Below are 19063 nucleotides of genomic sequence, written 5' to 3' on the forward strand. Positions count from 1 at the left end.
AATGATGATATTGCGCACCATCTCTCCCTTGAGTGCCTTCATCTGCTGTTTTCTTGGGTCTTCTATCATGGGTGATTCCTCCATTTTTTATTCTTTTTTCATAATAGTAATTATATATCATATACACAAACATTACAAACTATTAGGATTATAGCAAACAATAAAGATTTTTCAATCCTTATTTGATGCATAAATACACCTTTTTTTACATTTTGGACAGTTTAATAAAAAAAATGATTGATTTTTGATGAGGTAGATGGTAAGATACACGAGTATGTGAAACAAGTAAAAGGATGGTGAATTCAATGTCTAGAAAATGTCAGCTTAGCGGTAAAGGACCTATGTCTGGTAACAACCGTTCTCATGCATTAAACGCTACAAGAAGAAAGTGGAATGTTAACTTACAGAAAGCTACTGTCATCATCGATGGTAAGCCTACAAAGGTAAGAGTTTCTGCAAGACAGTTAAGAACTTTAAGAAAGAGCGCTTAATCGATATAATAATAGAGGCTGGAAACAGCCTCTTTTATTTTACTATGTCTAACACTTCTATAAGTTTGTCTATTTCATATGTGACAGCTTGAGAAGTGTTTTTTTGATGTTCTGTATTAAAGTAGCATGTATCTATGCCAGCATTCTCTCCACCTTTGATATCACTTGTAAGTGAATCTCCAATAATAATTGTTGTATCAGGATCATAGTGGGTCTTGTCTTCAATATAATTAAAGTATGTAATATCTGGTTTTTCATATCCTACATCTTCTGATATAAAGATATCATCAAATAAGTCATAGAGCCCTGTACCCTTTAATTTGCCTAACTGAGCGACTTTTGAGCCATTTGATGCTGCATACTGCTTGCAGTGTGGTTTAAGCGCCAAAATGACTTCTAAGGCGTTCTCATTCAAACAATAATAAGTACCTAATGCTTCCTGATAATCTTTATTAAACTGAACACCATCAATAGAAACATTAAGTAATGTAAAAAAGTCTACAAAACGTTTCACCATGAGTTCATTTCTTCTTGAATGATCCTTTTCAATCATCTTCCAACATTCTTTATTAATCTTTTTGTATTCTTCAAATTGTGCTTCTGTCATAGACACACCATGCTTCTCTAGACATTTTTCCATGCTGATTCTTTCAGACATTTCAAAATTAAGAAGTGTGCCATCTATATCCCATAATATAGTTTTATATTTCATAATAACCTCCTTATTCCATTATACAAAAAAGATAGGAATACTCAATATCCCTATCTCTTGAATGATTTCTTAAATTGATCAAAAATAGATTCTTTTTCATCTAATTCTTTAAGTTTTGTATAAAGGTCTTTTTCTTTCTTGCTGAGCTTCTTAGGAATAGAAACATTGACCTGAACATACTGATCACCATAAATATCACCACGCATGTTCTTAACACCTTTACCCTTAAGTCTCATGACTGTACCTGTCTGTGTTCCTGCAGGAATCTTCATAGTGACATCACCATAAACAGTAGGTACTTCTACTTCACAACCTAAAGTAGCGTCTACTGCAGAAACTGGAACTGATATAGAAATATCATTACCATTTCGTACAAAGAATTTATGTGGACGTACATAGATTTCTACATATAGATCACCATTAGGTCCACCATTCACACCACGCTGTCCTTTACCAGCTACACGTAACTGCTGATGAGAATTAATACCAGCCGGGATAGTTAATTCTACAGTAACATTCTTATTAATATATCCTGAACCATGACAATGTGGACACTTATCTTTTACTACCTTACCTGTACCATGACAGTCTGGGCAGACTGATTCATTAATAATAGTACCAAATGGTGAACGCTGCTGTACTCTAATACGACCTGTACCACCACATCTAGAACATGTATGCACATCATTAGGATTCTTCGCACCTGTACCATGGCAACGAGAACACTGTTCATCATAGTTGATCTTAAGTTCAGTCTTTTTCCCCTTGATAGCATCCATGAAATCAATTTCTATCTGAACATAACGGTCTTCACCTTTTTGTGGTCCTGTAGGTCTTCTAGAACGTGACTGTCCTCCGCCAAAGAATGAACCAAAGATATCACCAAAGTCCATATCTTCAAATCCGCCAAATCCCTGGCCACCAAATCCTCCAGCACCTGCACCACCCTGTTCAAATGCTGCATGTCCATAACGGTCATAAGCGGCCTTCTTATTCTCATCAGAAAGAATTTCATAGGCTTCATTGACTTCCTTAAACTTTTCTGCTGCATCAGGCGCCTTATTCACATCAGGGTGATATTTCTTTGCCATCTTACGATAGGCACGTTTTATTTCATCTTTTGAAGCATCCTTGGATACCCCAAGGACTTCATAGTAATCTCTCTTATCTGCCATAAATTACACCTCATTTAATATAAGCCAAGGGGAATTCCCTTGGCTTTCTTGTTAGTTCTTTTCAGTAAAGTCTGCATCAACGAAATCATCGTTATTGTTGTTAGATGAAGTGTCTGCACCTGCTGTGTTACCAGCATTCTGCTGCTGATACTGAGCAGCAGCCATCTGCTGAGCAATCTGTTCAAGTTCGCTCATCTTAGATTCAAGAGTAGCCATATCATTATTATCTAATGCAGTCTTAAGTTCATCTCTTAAAGCTGTAGCCTGGTTCTTCTGATCTTCTGGAAGGTTAGCACCCTGTTCAGCTAAAGCTTTATCAATCTGGTTGATCATAGCTTCTGCTTTGTTCTTAGTTTCGATGTCTTTACGTTTCTTTTCATCGTCTGCTTTGTTGCTTTCTGCTTCCTTAACCATTCTATCAATTTCTTCTTCACTTAAACCTGTAGAGTTCTGGATAGTGATAGACTGTTCTTTATTTGTCTTCATATCTTTTGCTTTAACGTTTACGATACCGTTAACGTCGATATCAAATGATACTTCGATCTGAGGAACGCCTCTTGGAGCTGGTTCAATACCATCAAGTTTGAATAAGCCTAACTGCTTATTGTCTTTAGCCATAGCACGTTCACCCTGTAATACGTTGATATCTACAGCTGGCTGGTTATCAGCAGCAGTTGAGAAGATCTGTGATTTAGTAGTTGGGATAGTTGTGTTACGTGGGATTAATACTGTCATAACACCACCCATTGTTTCGATACCAAGTGATAATGGTGTAACGTCAAGTAATACGATATCTTTAACATCACCAGTGATAACACCACCCTGGATTGCAGCACCCATAGATACTACTTCATCAGGGTTAACTGACTTATTAGGTTCTTTTCCTAATAATTTCTTAACTGATTCCTGTACTGCGATGATACGAGTAGAACCACCAACTAATAAGATCTGATCGATTTCTGACGGAGTAACTTCAGCATCAGATAATGCCTGTCTTACTGGAACTTCTGTTTCAGCAACTAAATCAGATGTCAATTCATCAAATTTAGCTCTTGTAAGAGTCATATCTAAATGAAGTGGTCCATTAGCACCTGCTGTGATATATGGTAATGAGATCTGAGTCTGCATCATACCAGATAAGTCTTTCTTAGCCTTTTCTGCAGCATCTTTAACTCTCTGCATAGCCATCTTATCAGCGCTTAAATCAACACCGTTTTCTTTCTTAAACTCAGCAACCATGTAGTCCATAACTTTCTTATCGAAGTCATCACCACCTAAGTGGTTGTTACCTGCAGTTGCTAATACATCGAAAGTACCATCAGCTAAGTCAAGGATAGATACATCGAATGTTCCTCCACCTAAGTCATATACTAATACTTTCTGTTCCTGATCTGCTTTATCTACACCATAAGCAAGAGCTGCTGCTGTAGGTTCGTTGATAATACGTTCAACTTCAAGACCAGCAATCTTACCAGCATCCTTAGTAGCCTGACGCTGTGAGTCATTGAAGTAAGCTGGAACTGTGATAACTGCACGAGTCACAGGTTCACCTAAATAACTTTCAGCAGTAGCCTTTAAGTTCTGAAGAATCATTGCTGAAATTTCTTCTGGTGTATAATCACGACCATTTACATGTTCTTTATAGCTTGTACCCATATGTCTCTTGATAGATGCTACAGTATCAGGATTTGTAACTGCCTGACGCTTTGCAGCTTCACCAACAATGATTTCACCATTTTTGAATGCAACAACTGATGGAGTTGTTCTCATTCCTTCTGGATTCGCAATAACTTTTGCTTCACCATTTTCCATAACACTGACACATGAATTTGTTGTACCTAAATCAATACCAATAACTTTACTCATAATAAGTTCTCCTCCTATTAATCCTTATTCACTTTCACTAAAGTTGCTCTAATAACTCTGTCTTTTAACATATAACCTTTTTGTAATTCTTCAGTCACAATATTTGGACCAAAGTCAGGATTATCATCCTGCATAACTGCCTGGTGGATATTTGGATCAAATTCCTTACCCTGTGCTTCAATCACAGTTACACCATTCTTACCTAAAATATTCATCAACTGGTTCAAGATCATCTGGTTACCCTTAAGAATATTCTTACCTTCTTCGCTTTCAGGTTCTACTGTTAATGATCTTTCATAGTTATCAATAACTGGTAGTAACTCTTCAATAAAAGACTGCATTGCATACTTTAACTGATTTGCATGTTCTGTTTTTAGTCTTTTCTTTAAGTTCTCCATATCAGCAAATACTTTATAATAATCTGTCTTCCACTGGTTGATTTGAGATTCTAAATCTTTAATTTTTTCATCTTTAGGATCTACTTTTTCTTCAGTTGTTTCTTCTTTTACTTCTTCAGCTGTTTCTTCAACTGTTTCTTCAGCAGTTTCTTCAGCTTCTTCTTTCTTCATTTCTTCTGCCATGGTCTCACCTCTTCTACTCATCATTTTCCTTGATGATTCTTTCTATATTTTCAGTAATATATTCTACAAGCGATACAACTTTCTTGTAAGGCATACGCGTTGGACCGATTACAGAAATCGTTCCTTTATTAGCTCCTCCTGTATCAAAAGAAGATGAAATAACAGATACATCATCAAGTCCAGATACATTTGAATCATCACCAATTAATACCTTAATGCCATCGTCATCTGTTGGTGTTAAGAAATTCCAGTTAGATGAATTTTCAAATGCACTTACTAGTTTTCTTAACTTGTTGACATCGTTGTATTCTGGCTGATAAAGCAAATGATCTTTACCAGAGAAATATACATTGTTTCTTGCAAATTTCATAAACGCTTCTAAGAAAGCATTAAATAAGATTTCATGTTCCTTGATTCTCGTATTGAGGATTGGCTTGACATCGTTTTCTAATCTATCTGCAACCTGATTAATTGGCGTTCCTACTAATGTGTCGTTCATTACCGCCACACAAGATTGTAAATCATCCAAACTCAATGTCTCAGATAAAGTGAAAACTCGATTTTCTACATGTCCCTTATCCGTCACTATGATGGCTGTCACATTTCGCGTCCCGATTGGAACAAGTGTAATGTTCTGCAGACATTCATAACTTGAATTAGGTCCTAGAGCAACCGCCGTCAGATCAGTCAACTGGCTTAACATTTCGCAGCTCTCTTTAATCAAACTATTCAATGATTGATGTGTATCACTAAAGATTGTTGCAACCTGATTCTTCACCTGCTCATCAACATTTGGCTGAAGCAAAGTATTTACATAATAGTAGTAGCCCTTCTTAGAAGGAACACGACCAGAAGATGTATGTGTCTTTACTAGAAAGCCAAGTTCTTCAAGCTTGCTCATTTCATTTCGGATAGTGGCGCTTGAATAAGGTAATTCATATTTTGTCATCAATAGCTTTGATCCAACAGGTTCTGCTGTTTCAATAAACTCTTCGACAATATATTTAAATATTAGCATTTGTCTTGCCGATAGCATTCTCAAGCACCTCCTTAGCACTCTTTTTCCTCTTGTGCTAGATTCATTATACATTCTTTTTTAGCAGTGTCAAGTCTTTAGTGCTAGTTTGTATTAAAAAAACGGTATCTATTTCTAGAAACCGTTGTACTACTCTGGCAGGAAATCAAGAAGAATGGAATTAAGAAGATCAAGCGTATGATTTGTTTTTAAATGATTATTTTCAATAACCAGATTGTGGTTATCTAGATTCTTAGTAAGAGCCACTTTATAGACATCTTCTATAATACGATGATATCTTCTTTTAAATTCATCAAGGTCCAATCCTTCTTCAAGGCGTAAAGACATCATGAGGTGATTAAACATTGTATCTTCGATTGTTTCTTTTTCTATATATATAGTATTCTTCCCATGCAAGTAATCAGTAAGACTACGCGAGTGAGAAATAAGTTCATCATCTATTTTACCTGTAGCACCAATACCGACACCATAATAGTTCTCATAATGCCAATAGACTTTATTATGATAAGATTCATGATCCCCTAATGCATAATTAGAAACCTCATAACGATGAAATCCTGCATGAGAGAGTGTCTCTACAATATAATCACTCCAGATTCCTTCAGTTTCTTCATCAAGTGGTTCATAGTTGTCATATAGTCTTGTATGTTCTTCTAGTATAAGAGAATAGTAGGATAAATGATTGATAGGAAGTGATAAGGCAATCTGTAAGTCTTCCTTCACATCTTCTAGTGTCTGTCCTGGTAATCCATACATCAAATCAATAGAGATATGCTTAAAGCCAATAGTCTTCGCATTTCTTACTACTTCTTTCGCAATAGAAGATGTATGATAACGTTCAATTCTTTTTAATAACGTATTATTAAATGTCTGTACACCAACACTTAAGCGATTAACTCCATGTTGATGCATCATTTCTAGTTTATCTCGCGTTGCTGATTCAGGATTGACTTCTATAGTATATTCTAGAGTTCCATCACCTATAAAAGGATCAATCATATTCAATAACATCTTTAATTGATTTAAGGAAAGTGCACTTGGTGTGCCTCCTCCTATATAAATGGTTTCCATTGAATGATGAGGAAGTGTATCAAGTTCTTCCTTTAAACGTTCTAGATACTGTAACACAAACTCTTCACGATAATAAACCTTAGCAAAATCGCAATAAGAACAGATATGATCACAAAAAGGAATATGAATATAAAGTGCTTTTGTTTCCATCTTATATCCTCATCAAGAAGAGTTCTAACCCTCTATATTTATCCACTGACCCTGTCTTGATTGCATAATCAAGTTCTGATAAAGCATAGAGTTTTTCCATAAGTTCTGTAATATCAAAGTGTGCAGCATTTTTACGGATTGGATAGATAGCACGAGGATTAAGTCCTAAAGTTGATGCAATATCATTATCACGATAGCCCTTCTTGCTCATAATAGAGACCTGGTAGAGATTGCGTAATGAATTCGCAATTAATCCAATGAGTTCTAAAGGATCATGCTTTTTAGAAATCAAATCCTGATAAACACGCATGATGTTTCTTAAATCATGATTCATAAGTGCATTCGTCAGCTTAAATACATCTTCTTCAACTCGTGGTGGTACAAGTCTTTCAACATCCTCCTTCTTTATATTACGTGTATAAAGACATAGTTTTTCTACCTGATTAGAAATAGCCAAAAGATCATTTCCACAGCGGTCCAACAACAAAGCAAGAGCATTGTCCTCAATAGCAGCATTTCTATGAATGATTGCTTCTCTAGTAGCTTTATAAAGCTGATCAAAGGTTAGTTTTTCCATTTCATACCATTTTGCATGCTTACGTAATGATTTGACTACCTTCTTTCTTTCATCAAAATTGCGCTGATCCTGATATATAACAAAGATTGTTGTCGGATTATCATGTTCAATATAATCTAAAAACAGCTTGATATCTTCATCTGTGACAAGCTTCTTTTTAGGCTTCTCTTTTGTAAGAAAGACCGGTTTCTTTAAGACAACCATCTTATATTCTGTCAAGAAAGGCTGTGTTAAAGCATCTTCGATGATTTCCTTCATTGGTGTTTCATCAGTATGATAGACCATATAATTCATATCATCACTTGTACATTGATATTTCTTTTTTAAATCCTCTAATCTTTGTGCAAGTAATAGTTTTTCTTCTCCGTATAATACAATATTCATAGTTCTCCATCCTTTTGTCCTATTCTACCATATATTCATGATTAACGGTAAATAAGATGTTCCCCTAAATAAGTGATAATAGAAAAGCTGCCATCAATATCAGTACGCAATATCTTAATCTTTCTTTCTTCTAACCTTTTAATCACAATACGCGCTGGGTGACCATAAAGATTATGTTCTCCTACACCAATCATCGCAATACGTGGATGTACCATTTGAAAGAATGTTACAGAAGAAGAATAACCACTACCATGATGAGCCACTTTTAAAACATCTATATCTATTTCTCCATATTTCTTATAAAGATCTTTTTCCACATTGCTTGGAATATCACCAGTAAATAAATAATTATAGCCTCCTGTTGTTACTAACATAACTAAAGAATTTTCATTAGTAGAAGGATAAATCACATCACTTTTAAGCATTTTAATTGTAATCAACTTATTCTTCTCTTCTTTCTGATAGGAGTCAATGATACGCTTGACTTTATATTTCTTCTTCAATGAATCCAAAGCACCATAGTGATCATAATCGTGATGAGATATATACACTCTATCAATACACGGAACACCTTGAGATTTAAGAAAGGGAATAACATTATGAGTGGCAATATCATATTCCCTGTTACCCCCTGTATCAATCAAATAGTTTCCTTGATTAAAAGGTAGACGGATCAATGAACAATCCCCCTGCCCCACATCAATAGTAGAGACCTGAGTATATGGTTTATAAATACTATATATGTGAAAGCTGATCATAAGTGCACATAATAGAGACATAGAAATCTGAATACTCTTCTTTTCTTCTAATAATAAGAAAATATAAAACAAGATGACATAATAAAGAACAATAAATGAGAGTGTTGGTTTTTGAAAGATGATTTCTGCATTAAATGAAGTAATAAAGTTCAAGATCATCTGCTGGTAGTTGATCATCATCTTCATAATGAGATCTATTGGAAAAATAAGAGAGAGTAGTGTCACAATATAGAAGAAGGATATAACAGGAGAAAGAAGAACCGTTAAAAAATAAGAAAAGATATTAATAGAGAAGTTAAGCGTGAGGATAATAGGAATACCACCTAAATAGATAAGGAAAGAGCGATATGGGAAATGTTTTGTCATAATGACAAGGAAATAGATAAAATAAGAGAAGACAAAAGAAATACTGAAGATGATATAAGGGTTCTTGATAATATTATATAAAACAAGCAATGATAGTACATCTAATTGATTGAACTTCTCTTTTACAAGATCATAAATTACTAACATATAAAAAGCACGATAAAGGGATATATTATAAGGTATAGAAAAGACATAGAAGCCAATGAATATTTTAATAATGATATCTGCAACATCATCACGCACAAATGTTTTAATAAGACTTAAACATTTATACAGCAAATGAATATGCATACCTGAAAGAGCGAACATATGAACAAGAGAAAGACTTGTTAGTAATGAATAGTCTTCTTTAATGGCTTCATCTTTTATGCCTAGAATAAAAAGCTTCTGATAGCTTTTAATAGACTTTGAAGAAGAGAAATGTTTTTCTAGTAATTGATAAAAGGAAGGATGGGATGAAACAGAGGTAATATGGGCAATTTTTGCCTTTGCGACGATATTGTTAGCTTTGAATGAATGATATTCATCATAACCTATTGGATCCTTGCGATGCTTAATTTCAAGAAATCTAAGTTTAACAAGTACTTCATCATTATATTGAAAAGTATGATCTGTATAGGCTTTAATCTTCCCATAATCAGTATTTAAAATAACGTAATTATCTCTTATATCTTTCACCTTTCCAGAAACAATGGAAGGTACTTCTGGTGATATAGATGGTCTAAGTATAATAGGCAATAAAAAAAGAAGACATAACATTCGTCTTCCAAAACGTTTCACTAGATAAAATAAATAAGCAAGTAGAAATATATAAAATAGTGGATGAACAAGATAAGCAACTGACAGCAATAAAACAAATACAGCATAATACACTAGGTGATATCTTAAAGGCATAAATAGTCACGATAGATGAGATATTTCTTCTCACCTATCCCTTGTATATTCATGATGTCTTCTATTGAATAAAAAGGCTGTATTTGTCTATAGTCAATGAACTTCTGTGCCGTTTTCTCTCCCACTCCTTTTAAAGTCATAAAGTCTTCTAAAGTTCCTTTATTGAGTGAAATCATATTCGCTCTTTTTTCTGGTAAGTAAAAACGCATTTCTGCTTGAATACTTCTATTCATATTTAAAGACTCCATGCAGGCACTCTCTTTAACCCCTACTTCCTTTACTAAGTCACTCATTGTCATACCTTCTTTAATAGGAACTTCACCTGTTTGATTAAAAGCACCTTCTAATGTGACATAGACTTCTGATTTTTGTGTAGAGCTGACTTTTTCAGGCTTTTGATAACTATATATAAATGAGGCAATACTCAAAAGAATCAGCCCAATAATCTTAATTTGACGCATAAAAAAAGAGAATTAATCTAATTCTCTCTTGTAATATGAAAATGTCTATAAGCTAGATCTGTCGCAATTCTGCCTCTTGAAGTACGTTTGATCAAGCCTTTTTGTAGCAGGTATGGTTCATATACATCTTCTAGTGTCATTCTTTCTTCACCGATACTTGCCGCAAGTGCTTCTAAACCAACCGGTCCACCCTGGAAACGATTGATAATACCAAGTAAGTATTTATGATCGACATCATCCAAGCCTAGATTATCAACCTTTAAACGGTCTAGTGCCTGCATTGTACGGTCTTTTGTAATGATTTCATCACCATAAAACTGTGCAAAGTCTCTTACACGTCTAAAGAGTCTATTCGCAATACGTGGTGTCCCTCTTGAACGTCTGGCAAGTTCCATCTTTGCTTCTTCTTCCATGGTCATACCGTAGACTTTACTTGTACGAGAAATAATATCTCTGAGTTCTTCATCCTTATAATAATCAAGTTTAGCTACAATACCAAAACGGTCACGTAATGGAGCTGAGATGTCCCCTGCACGTGTAGTCGCTCCTACTAATGTAAAAGGAGGTAAATCAATACGTACAGAACGCGTTGTAGCATCTTTACCAATCATAACATCCACGCAGAAATCTTCCATCGCTGGATACAGTATTTCTTCTACAACTTTATTCAAACGATGAATTTCATCAATAAAGAGAACATCACCTGGTTCTAGAGATGTAAGCAAAGCAACAAGATCTCCCGTTTTTTCAATAGAAGGTCCTGTTGTAATCTTGATATGAGTTCCCATTTCATTCGCAATAATCATCGACATAGTCGTCTTACCAAGTCCTGGAGGGCCATAGAATAAAACATGATCGAGCGTTTCATCACGCATCTTTGCAGCACCTACAAAGACACGAAGGTTTTCTTTTAAATCATGCTGACCTACATATTCATCAAAAGAAGCCGGTCTTAAAGAACTTTCTTCATCTTCGATATGTTCATTAGTATCTAAAATATCACGATCCATAAGATTCCCCTTTCATTATTGTGTTAATAAAGCTAATGCACGTTTCACATAGCCATTTGTATCTAGATTTTCACTAGATAATACTTTCATAGCTTTTTCTACATCACTCTGTTTATATCCTAATGCGATTAATACTTCAGTGGCTTCTTCATAATCTGGAGATCCAAGAGGCTTCATTGCGCGTTTATCAAACTTACCATGCAAGTCAAGAATGATCTGCTGTGCCGCCTTAGGTCCAATACCTGGTATCTTCTTAAGATATGCTATATTTTTTCCTTCTATCGCATCAATAATCGCATCAATCTCACCTGTCGCAAGAATACCGATAGCCGTCTTACAGCCTATCCCTTTAACAAGAATAAGCTTCTGAAATAATTCTTTTTCTTCTTTTTTCTTAAAGCCAAATAAAGTAATGTCATCTTCTTTGACCTGTTGATATATATAGACTGTTGCATCATCACCCTTTTTAAAATTATAAGGATTAGATACATGTACTTCATAACCTATCCCATGATTATCTATGACAATATGATCCGAATACAAATCTGCAATGATTCCTTTGATATAACTATACATAAAATTCTCCTTTACGCATTTCCTAATTCTATCATATGTCAAAAAAAAATACCATTTCTAGAAATGGTATTAGTTATAAAATTCAAATTCGAAGTCATATAGGCATACAGTATCGCCATCTTCACAGCCCGCTTCTCTTAATGCATCATCAATACCCATATTACGGATCTGTAATGCAAATCTCTGGAAGCCGTCATCTGTAGTAAATGATGCCATCTGTACAAGTCTTTCAACCTTCTTACCAGTGACTTCCCATACACCATTACCCTTGTTGTGGATAGTGAATGGTTTTTCTTCTTCCTTATAAGTATAAAGAACACTTTCCTGTTCTTCTTCCTGATTAAAGAAGTCTGGTGCAGTTTCTAATGCATCAGCAACTGCATAAAGAACAGCATCAATACCTTCATGGATTGGTGCAATGATTGGGAATACTTTCTGATCTCCAAGTTTTTCCTTGAATTTCTTTAAGTTTTCTTCTGCTTCATCGCCATCCATCTTATTAGCAACAATAATCTGTGGTCTTTCTAATAAGCGATATTCATAATCACCTAATTCTTTATTAATAGTGATATAATCTTCATAAGGATCTCTGCCTTCACTACCGCTCATATCAATAATATGCACGATAACACGACATCTTTCGATATGTCTTAAGAACTGATGACCTAATCCTTTACCTTGTGATGCCCCTTCAATAAGACCAGGTAAGTCAGCCATAACAAATGAACGACCATCCTTGACCTGTACAACACCTAAATTCGGCACGATAGTAGTAAAGTGATAATCAGCAATCTGTGGTCTTGCTTTTGAAACAACAGATAATAAAGTAGACTTACCAACACTTGGGAATCCAACTAATCCAACATCTGCAAGTAGCTTCAATTCTACTCTTAAATTGAATTTTTCACCTGGTTCACCATTTTCACAGATCTTAGGTGCTGGGTTACGTGATGAAGCGAATCTTGCATTACCACGACCACCACGACCACCTTTTGCGATAATAGCACGCTGACCATCTTTAGTAAGATCGGCAATAATATTGCCTGTATCATCATCATAAACACAAGTGCCAACTGGTACTCTGATGACTAAGTCATCCGCATCAGCACCATGCATCTTTTTAGCATGACCTTTTTCACCATTTTGTGCTTTATATTCACGATAATATCTTAAGTCTAATAAAGTAGATAATGAGTTTGTTGCAACGAAGATAACACTTCCTCCACGACCTCCATCTCCTCCAGATGGACCTCCTTTAGGAACATGTGCTTCACGTCTAAACGCAACTGTACCATTACCACCAGTACCAGCTTGAACATAAATCTTAACGCGATCAATAAATTTCATGTATCCACCTTCTTTCTTCAAAAAAAGAATCCCATAGGGGATTCTTGAGATTAAGCTACTGGGTAAACAGATACCTGTTTCTTGTTTTTACCAAGTCTTTCGTATTTAACGACACCATCAACTTTAGCGAATAAAGTATCGTCTCCACCTTTACCAACATTAGTACCAGGATGAACCTTTGTACCTCTCTGTCTATAAATAATTGAACCAGCTGTGCAAGTCTGTCCATCAGAAAGCTTAGCACCTAAACGCTTTGATTCAGAGTCACGACCGTTCTTAGTAGAACCTACACCCTTTTTAGAAGCGAATAACTGTAAATCTAACTTTAACATAGTATTATACCTCCCTAGTGTTAATTTTAACATATTGTTCATATGAGTATTCAACAGTTTCTAGAATTTTTAATAAAGTTTCTAGAATAATCTGATAATCTTCACGATTATTGAATATCTCGAAATAAGAGTAACCACTCTCTACATTGGCAAGATTGCCATCTTTCATGAAGCCTTTGGCTTCAAGCATATTGTAAATACCTACTACTGCAGTACTGATTCCAGCACATGCAAGATCTTTACCATATTCATTTTGTCCAGCATGTCCTTCAACCTTGATAGATTGAATCTGACCTGCATGATACACGACATCTACGTGAGTCATTAAGCGTTAATTTCTTTGATTGTTAACTTAGTATAAGGCTGTCTATGACCCTGTTTCTTATGATAATGCTTTTTAGGCTTATATTTGAATACAGTGACTTTCTTTTCCTTACCCTGTTTTTCAACAGTTGCAGTAACCTTAGCACCTTCTACATAAGGATGACCAACTTTAACACCGTTATCACCAACTAAAAGAACCTTTTCGAAAGTGTATTCAGTGCCTTCTTCAACATCTAACTTTTCTACAAAAATAGTATCTCCGGCTTCAACCTTTAACTGTTTTCCACCAGTTTCAATAATTGCGTACATCAGTGTACCTCCTTCATATTTTTTCTCTTAGACTCGCCAACCAAGGCAGCACTTGCATTTAATACCTCTTATGTGCGGTTGTAGTCAGAGGTCTACAACGCAGATTATAATATCATTTCTTACCCTTATCGTCAATATTTTTTTCAATTTTCTTGAATTCTTGTCTAGGACAGGTACGATTATACACTTCTCTTAGGTGTTCTTGTGATACATGAGTGTAAATCTGAGTTGTTGATAAAGAGGAATGTCCTAATAATTCCTGTACAATACGGATATCCATGCCTGCATCTAGTAAATGAGTTGCAAAGGAATGACGAATTGTATGAGGATGAATCTTACGTAAAGGATCATAGAGATACATTGTGCGGTCAACAACATTCTCTATCCCTCTATTTGTCAGTTTCTTTCCTCTTCTATTCACAAATACATAATCATGTGATTCATGATATTCATTCATAATGCTGATACGATCATCATTGATATATTGCAATAACCATTTCTTTGCATAATCATGAAATGGTACTTCTCTTTCTTTACTTCCTTTACCAAGCACTCTTATCATCTGTCTATTAAAATCAATCTGTGATAAGCGCAATGATACTACTTCACTGACTCGAAGGCCTGATGCATACATAAGTTCTAAAAGCGCCTTATTTCTTACTCCTAGAGATGTATGCGTATCAATTGAGTCTAGATAGCCCATCATTTCATCAACATAAAGGAAATCAGGATTTCTAGAACCTGTTTTTAAAGAATGCACCTGTGAGAAAGGATTAGAGACCACAATATTCTGTTGACATAAATATTTAAAGAATGATCTAAGAGAACTCAAATAATGATTGATTGTTGTATGAGACAAATGTTTCTCATTCAGATGAATCAGATAATTCTGGATTACATAATAGTCTACTTCCTGTAAAGAAATACTTTCTTTACCTATAAATAAGAGAAAATCAGTTAATTCTCTTTCATAGGATTGTAAAGTAAGTACAGAGTAGTTCTTTTGATATTTAAGATAGTGAAGAAAAGCTTTCTTTTCATCCATTGATGAATTCTTCCATCTTTTCTAATGCACGTTGTGCATATTTTTCTTTCTTTTCTTTTTTCTTCACTTTACCTTCTAAATCAGGAAGAATACCAAAGTTAGCCTTCATCGGCTGGAAATCACTTGGGGACGCATGTGTAATATAATAAGCCAAAGAACCCATGACTGTTTCTCTAGGATAAGTAAGAAGTTCTTCTCCCTTTAAATATCTCACCATATTCTTACCAGCCACAATACCACTCTGTGCAGATTCTACATATCCTTCTACACCTGTCATCTGACCTGCAAAGAATAAATCTTCACGATTCTTGAACTGATATGTAGGATTTAAATAAGTAGGTGAATTGAAGTAACAGTTACGATGCATGATACCATAACGAACAATAGAAGCATTTTCTAGTCCTGGAATCATATGAATAATACGGTCCTGTTCACCCCATTTAAGATGTGTCTGGAATCCTACAATATTATAAAGAGAACCCACTGCATTATCTTGTCTTAACTGAACAACTGCTTCAAAACGCTGACCATCTTTTTCGAGTCCTACCGGCTTCATTGGGCCAAAAAGAAGTGTCTGCTTTCCTCTTCTTGCGATTTCTTCAAAAGGCATGCAGCCTTCAAAGAACTTTTCTTCAAAATCATGAGGCTTTACAACTTCTGCATTGATAAGTGCATCATAGAAAGCATTAAATTCTTCTTTCGTCATTGGGCAGTTGATATATTCTCCATCACCCTTATCATAACGTGATTTATAAAAGGCTTTATTGAAATCAATAGATTCTTTTGTGACAATCGGAGCTGCCGCATCATAGAAATAGAAATAATCCTGATTACCCATTAAATCCATAATTTCTTTTGCAAGTGCATCACTCGTCAAAGGTCCAGATGCAATAATAGTAGGTCCATCTGGAATACGAGTCACTTCTTCTCGATGAACAGTGACAAGAGGATGATTTTCAATAAACTCTGTCACCGCACGAGAAAAACCTTCACGATCGACTGCCAAAGAACCTCCTGCAGGAACTGCATGGTCTCTCGCCATCTTGATAATCAAGCTGTCATTCATTGTCATTTCTTGTTTTAATACACCTACTGCATTCTTTAAGCCATCTGCACGTAATGAATTAGAACATACCAATTCTGCAAAATCACTTGTTTTATGTACATCTGTCTTCTTAACCGGTCTCATTTCATAAAGATGTACAGGAATACCTTCTTTAATAAGCTGGTAAGTGGCTTCAACACCAGCAAGTCCACCACCAACAACATTTACTTCCTTGATCATATTTTCCTCCAATGAAAGAAAATGAACTGCATGGGCAGTTCATTATTCTTCTTTCTTTTTCTTTTCTTTAATAATTGTTTTACACTTCGGATAATTAGAGCAGGCTTTAAATGGGCCAAAACGGCCCTTCTTCCATACAACTGGACTGCCACAGTTAGGACATGTTTCACCTGTCTCTTCAAGTTTCTGAGGCTTGATATATTTACACTTAGGGTAATTAGAACATGCTTCAAAACGTCCAAAACGACCCATTTTATAGATCATAGGAGAACCACATTGAGGACATGTCTCACCTGTTTCTTCATTGATCTTATTTTCATCAGCCTTGACATATTTACATTCTGGATAATTAGAGCAGGCAACAAATTCACCAAAGCGGCCTTTTCTAATGACAAGATCTCCACCACATTCAGGACATTTTTCCCCTGTCTTTTTAGGTTCAATCTTTTCCATACCGTCATATGCTTTTTCTAATAGTGGTTCAAAAGCCTGTTCAAATTCAGTTAAGGCATGAACATAAGTATCCTGCCCTTTCGCAATTTCATCAAGTTCATTTTCCATCTTTGCAGTATAGTCTACATTGATGATTGAATCAAAATATTCAAGAAGCTTCTTATTAGTCAAAAGTCCTGAATCTGTAGGTTTAAATGTCTTCTTTTCTAAAATGACATATTCTCTAGTCTGAATTGTATCAATAATAGTGGCATAAGTAGAAGGACGACCAATACCTAATTCTTCCATCGCCTTGATAAGCTTTGCTTCTGTATAACGTGCTGGTGGTGTAGTGAAATGTTGTTCTTTATTGATCTTCTTCGCATCAATCAATTCATTTTCATCCATATCTGGTAGTAATTCGTTCTTACTCTTATCATATTCACCATAAACCTTTAACCATCCATCAAATTTTAAGATAGAGCCTGATGCATTAAACTTATAATCATTGTTATCTAATACTAAAGATGTACTTGCAGACTGGCTTGGTGCCATTAATGAAGCAAGTGCACGTGCATAGATTAATGAATACAGCTTATACTGTTCCTGTGTAAGGTATTGTTTAATACTTTCTGGTGTACGATCAATACTTGTAGGACGAATGGCTTCATGAGCATCCTGCACATTTTCAGTCTTCTTAGAAACTTTAACACTTCCTACATATTCTTTACCATATGTCTTTTCAATATAATCCATTGCAGCTGCAGTAAATTCAGGTGATAAACGAATAGAGTCTGTTCTCATATAAGTAATTAAACCGACAGTCTCAGTTCCAATATCAATCCCTTCATACAACTTCTGAGCAATAGACATCGTACGTCTTGCTTTAAAATTTAATTTAGAAGAAGCTTCCTGCTGCAGTGTTGAAGTAATAAATGGTGCATATGAATTTCTCTTCTTTGTCGTTTTCTTTATCTTCTCTACAGTAAATGTAGGTGTCAATGCATCATAAATGGCTTGTGCTTCTTCACCATTATGGATTTCTAATTTCTTAGTTTTATACTTAGTGAGTTCTGCATTGAATGGAATATTATCCTTTTCAAAATCAGCATCAATCTTCCAGAATTCTTCTGGGATGAATGCATCAATTTCTGCTTCTCTCTCACAGATTAATCTTAATGCAACTGACTGTACACGTCCTGCAGACTTAGATTTAATCTTCTTCTGTAGAAGTTTAGAAAGCTTAAACCCGATAATTCTATCTAAGACACGTCTTGTTTCCTGAGAATGAACAAGATCCATATCAATCTTGCGAGGATTTTCAATCGCTTTTGTAACAGCATTCTTTGTGACTTCATGGAATTCTACTCTTTTTGTAGTCTCAGGATCTAATCCTAACACTTCTGCTAAATGCCATGAGATGGCTTCTCCTTCACGGTCCGGATCGGTTGCGAGATAAACATCATCTGCTTTTTTGGCACAGGCTTTTAATTCTTTTACAACATCTTTCTTATCTTTACTAATAACATAATGAGGGGCAAACTCATTTTCTATATCTACACCTAAGCCGCCTTTTCCAGAGATAGCCAGGTCTCTGATATGTCCTTTTGATGATTTTACAACAAAATCATCGCTTAGATATTTACTAATTGTTTTAGATTTAGATGGTGATTCGACAATAACTAAATGACTCATACATCTAACCTGCCACTCAAAATGTGATTTAATATCTTCACATCGAGATAATATAAGTTCTCACGAACATTACTTACTATTTTATTGTGTATGCTTTCGATTGACCGAAATCATATCTACTCACAAGTTCATGTACACTTCATAGTCGTAAATTCCCGAAATAGCCTTCGGTACATACCTACGTTT

19 protein-coding genes and 1 other annotated feature are annotated in these 19063 nt (G+C 35.2%); of the genes, 1 reads left to right on the forward strand and 18 read right to left on the reverse strand.

Features of this window, described 5'->3' with window-relative positions; translation table 11 throughout:
- Window positions 1–305 precede the first annotated feature (305 nt).
- Complete coding sequence (gene rpmB, locus QZQ55_RS06445) at window positions 306–491, forward strand: 50S ribosomal protein L28 (protein WP_022425067.1); 186 nt, start codon at window positions 306–308, stop codon at window positions 489–491.
- 34 nt (window positions 492–525) lie between these two features.
- Here the strand turns inward: rpmB and QZQ55_RS06450 are convergent, their stop codons facing one another.
- From QZQ55_RS06450 to topA, 18 genes are all read right to left on the reverse strand, one after another.
- The gene (locus tag QZQ55_RS06450; RefSeq protein ID WP_295091302.1) at window positions 526–1203 is read right to left on the reverse strand and encodes a YjjG family noncanonical pyrimidine nucleotidase; all 678 of its coding nucleotides are present in this window, start codon (window positions 1201–1203) and stop codon (window positions 526–528) included.
- Window positions 1204–1253: 50 nt separating this feature from the next.
- Window positions 1254–2378, reverse strand: a complete 1125-nt coding sequence (gene dnaJ / locus QZQ55_RS06455; protein ID WP_295091305.1) for a molecular chaperone DnaJ — start codon at window positions 2376–2378, stop codon at window positions 1254–1256.
- A 51-nt stretch (window positions 2379–2429) separates the two neighbouring features.
- Window positions 2430–4244, reverse strand: coding sequence for a molecular chaperone DnaK (gene dnaK / locus QZQ55_RS06460; protein WP_295091309.1), 1815 nt, complete (start codon window positions 4242–4244; stop codon window positions 2430–2432).
- A 17-nt stretch (window positions 4245–4261) separates the two neighbouring features.
- Window positions 4262–4825 carry a nucleotide exchange factor GrpE gene (grpE, locus tag QZQ55_RS06465; protein WP_295091312.1) on the reverse strand — a complete coding sequence of 188 codons (564 nt, stop codon included), beginning with the start codon at window positions 4823–4825 and terminating at the stop codon, window positions 4262–4264.
- 13 nt (window positions 4826–4838) lie between these two features.
- Window positions 4839–5861: a heat-inducible transcriptional repressor HrcA gene (gene hrcA / locus QZQ55_RS06470; protein ID WP_295091315.1), complete on the reverse strand. Its 1023-nt coding sequence runs from the start codon at window positions 5859–5861 to the stop codon at window positions 4839–4841.
- A 129-nt stretch (window positions 5862–5990) separates the two neighbouring features.
- Complete coding sequence (gene hemW, locus QZQ55_RS06475) at window positions 5991–7082, reverse strand: radical SAM family heme chaperone HemW (protein ID WP_295091318.1); 1092 nt, start codon at window positions 7080–7082, stop codon at window positions 5991–5993.
- 1 nt (window position 7083) lies between these two features.
- The gene (holA, locus tag QZQ55_RS06480; protein ID WP_295091321.1) at window positions 7084–8043 is read right to left on the reverse strand and encodes a DNA polymerase III subunit delta; all 960 of its coding nucleotides are present in this window, start codon (window positions 8041–8043) and stop codon (window positions 7084–7086) included.
- Between the two features lie 41 nt (window positions 8044–8084).
- Window positions 8085–10061 (reverse strand): ComEC/Rec2 family competence protein, encoded by a 1977-nt coding sequence (locus QZQ55_RS06485; protein ID WP_295091324.1) that lies wholly within the window; start codon window positions 10059–10061, stop codon window positions 8085–8087.
- Window positions 10052–10522 carry a helix-hairpin-helix domain-containing protein gene (locus QZQ55_RS06490; protein WP_295091327.1) on the reverse strand — a complete coding sequence of 157 codons (471 nt, stop codon included), beginning with the start codon at window positions 10520–10522 and terminating at the stop codon, window positions 10052–10054. The genes QZQ55_RS06485 and QZQ55_RS06490 overlap by 10 nt, the downstream gene beginning before the upstream one ends.
- 17 nt (window positions 10523–10539) lie before the next feature.
- A complete protein-coding gene (gene ruvB / locus QZQ55_RS06495; RefSeq protein ID WP_022425798.1) occupies window positions 10540–11532 on the reverse strand; it encodes a Holliday junction branch migration DNA helicase RuvB in 993 nt (330 codons plus the stop codon).
- 15 nt (window positions 11533–11547) lie between these two features.
- Entirely contained in the window at window positions 11548–12108 is a 561-nt protein-coding gene (gene ruvA / locus QZQ55_RS06500) for a Holliday junction branch migration protein RuvA (protein WP_270398109.1), read from the reverse strand.
- 69 nt (window positions 12109–12177) lie between these two features.
- Window positions 12178–13455: a GTPase ObgE gene (obgE, locus tag QZQ55_RS06505; RefSeq protein ID WP_295091330.1), complete on the reverse strand. Its 1278-nt coding sequence runs from the start codon at window positions 13453–13455 to the stop codon at window positions 12178–12180.
- Between the two features lie 50 nt (window positions 13456–13505).
- Window positions 13506–13787, reverse strand: a complete 282-nt coding sequence (gene rpmA / locus QZQ55_RS06510; RefSeq protein ID WP_022425801.1) for a 50S ribosomal protein L27 — start codon at window positions 13785–13787, stop codon at window positions 13506–13508.
- A gap of 4 nt (window positions 13788–13791) precedes the next feature.
- Entirely contained in the window at window positions 13792–14112 is a 321-nt protein-coding gene (locus QZQ55_RS06515) for a ribosomal-processing cysteine protease Prp (RefSeq protein ID WP_295091333.1), read from the reverse strand.
- The gene (gene rplU / locus QZQ55_RS06520; RefSeq protein WP_270398112.1) at window positions 14112–14420 is read right to left on the reverse strand and encodes a 50S ribosomal protein L21; all 309 of its coding nucleotides are present in this window, start codon (window positions 14418–14420) and stop codon (window positions 14112–14114) included. Before rplU ends, QZQ55_RS06515 begins: the two co-directional genes overlap by 1 nt.
- 19 nt (window positions 14421–14439) lie before the next feature.
- Window positions 14440–14510, reverse strand: a sequence feature (ribosomal protein L21 leader region).
- A gap of 22 nt (window positions 14511–14532) precedes the next feature.
- On the reverse strand, window positions 14533–15465 hold the full coding sequence (gene xerA, locus QZQ55_RS06525) for a site-specific tyrosine recombinase/integron integrase (protein WP_295091336.1): 933 nt from the start codon (window positions 15463–15465) through the stop codon (window positions 14533–14535).
- Window positions 15458–16750, reverse strand: coding sequence for a methylenetetrahydrofolate--tRNA-(uracil(54)-C(5))-methyltransferase (FADH(2)-oxidizing) TrmFO (gene trmFO, locus QZQ55_RS06530; protein WP_295091339.1), 1293 nt, complete (start codon window positions 16748–16750; stop codon window positions 15458–15460). Before trmFO ends, xerA begins: the two co-directional genes overlap by 8 nt.
- A 42-nt stretch (window positions 16751–16792) precedes the next feature.
- Window positions 16793–18877, reverse strand: a complete 2085-nt coding sequence (gene topA / locus QZQ55_RS06535) for a type I DNA topoisomerase (RefSeq protein ID WP_295091342.1) — start codon at window positions 18875–18877, stop codon at window positions 16793–16795.
- Window positions 18878–19063 lie beyond the last annotated feature (186 nt).

It is taken from the genome of uncultured Catenibacterium sp. (assembly GCF_900540665.1).
Lineage (GTDB): Bacteria > Bacillota_I > Bacilli_A > Erysipelotrichales > Coprobacillaceae > Catenibacterium.

Bases quoted from the DNA above. Each gene is read 5' to 3' on its own strand.
- rpmB (WP_022425067.1), top strand. From the start codon at position 306: ATGTCTAGAAAATGTCAGCTTAGCGGTAAAGGACCTATGTCTGGTAAC.
- QZQ55_RS06450 (WP_295091302.1), bottom strand. From the start codon at position 1,203: ATGAAATATAAAACTATATTATGGGATATAGATGGCACACTTCTTAAT.
- dnaJ (WP_295091305.1), bottom strand. From the start codon at position 2,378: ATGGCAGATAAGAGAGATTACTATGAAGTCCTTGGGGTATCCAAGGAT.
- dnaK (WP_295091309.1), bottom strand. From the start codon at position 4,244: ATGAGTAAAGTTATTGGTATTGATTTAGGTACAACAAATTCATGTGTC.
- grpE (WP_295091312.1), bottom strand. From the start codon at position 4,825: ATGGCAGAAGAAATGAAGAAAGAAGAAGCTGAAGAAACTGCTGAAGAA.
- hrcA (WP_295091315.1), bottom strand. From the start codon at position 5,861: ATGCTATCGGCAAGACAAATGCTAATATTTAAATATATTGTCGAAGAG.
- hemW (WP_295091318.1), bottom strand. From the start codon at position 7,082: ATGGAAACAAAAGCACTTTATATTCATATTCCTTTTTGTGATCATATC.
- holA (WP_295091321.1), bottom strand. From the start codon at position 8,043: ATGAATATTGTATTATACGGAGAAGAAAAACTATTACTTGCACAAAGA.
- QZQ55_RS06485 (WP_295091324.1), bottom strand. From the start codon at position 10,061: ATGCCTTTAAGATATCACCTAGTGTATTATGCTGTATTTGTTTTATTG.
- QZQ55_RS06490 (WP_295091327.1), bottom strand. From the start codon at position 10,522: ATGCGTCAAATTAAGATTATTGGGCTGATTCTTTTGAGTATTGCCTCA.
- ruvB (WP_022425798.1), bottom strand. From the start codon at position 11,532: ATGGATCGTGATATTTTAGATACTAATGAACATATCGAAGATGAAGAA.
- ruvA (WP_270398109.1), bottom strand. From the start codon at position 12,108: ATGTATAGTTATATCAAAGGAATCATTGCAGATTTGTATTCGGATCAT.
- obgE (WP_295091330.1), bottom strand. From the start codon at position 13,455: ATGAAATTTATTGATCGCGTTAAGATTTATGTTCAAGCTGGTACTGGT.
- rpmA (WP_022425801.1), bottom strand. From the start codon at position 13,787: ATGTTAAAGTTAGATTTACAGTTATTCGCTTCTAAAAAGGGTGTAGGT.
- QZQ55_RS06515 (WP_295091333.1), bottom strand. From the start codon at position 14,112: ATGACTCACGTAGATGTCGTGTATCATGCAGGTCAGATTCAATCTATC.
- rplU (WP_270398112.1), bottom strand. From the start codon at position 14,420: ATGTACGCAATTATTGAAACTGGTGGAAAACAGTTAAAGGTTGAAGCC.
- xerA (WP_295091336.1), bottom strand. From the start codon at position 15,465: ATGGATGAAAAGAAAGCTTTTCTTCACTATCTTAAATATCAAAAGAAC.
- trmFO (WP_295091339.1), bottom strand. From the start codon at position 16,750: ATGATCAAGGAAGTAAATGTTGTTGGTGGTGGACTTGCTGGTGTTGAA.
- topA (WP_295091342.1), bottom strand. From the start codon at position 18,877: ATGAGTCATTTAGTTATTGTCGAATCACCATCTAAATCTAAAACAATT.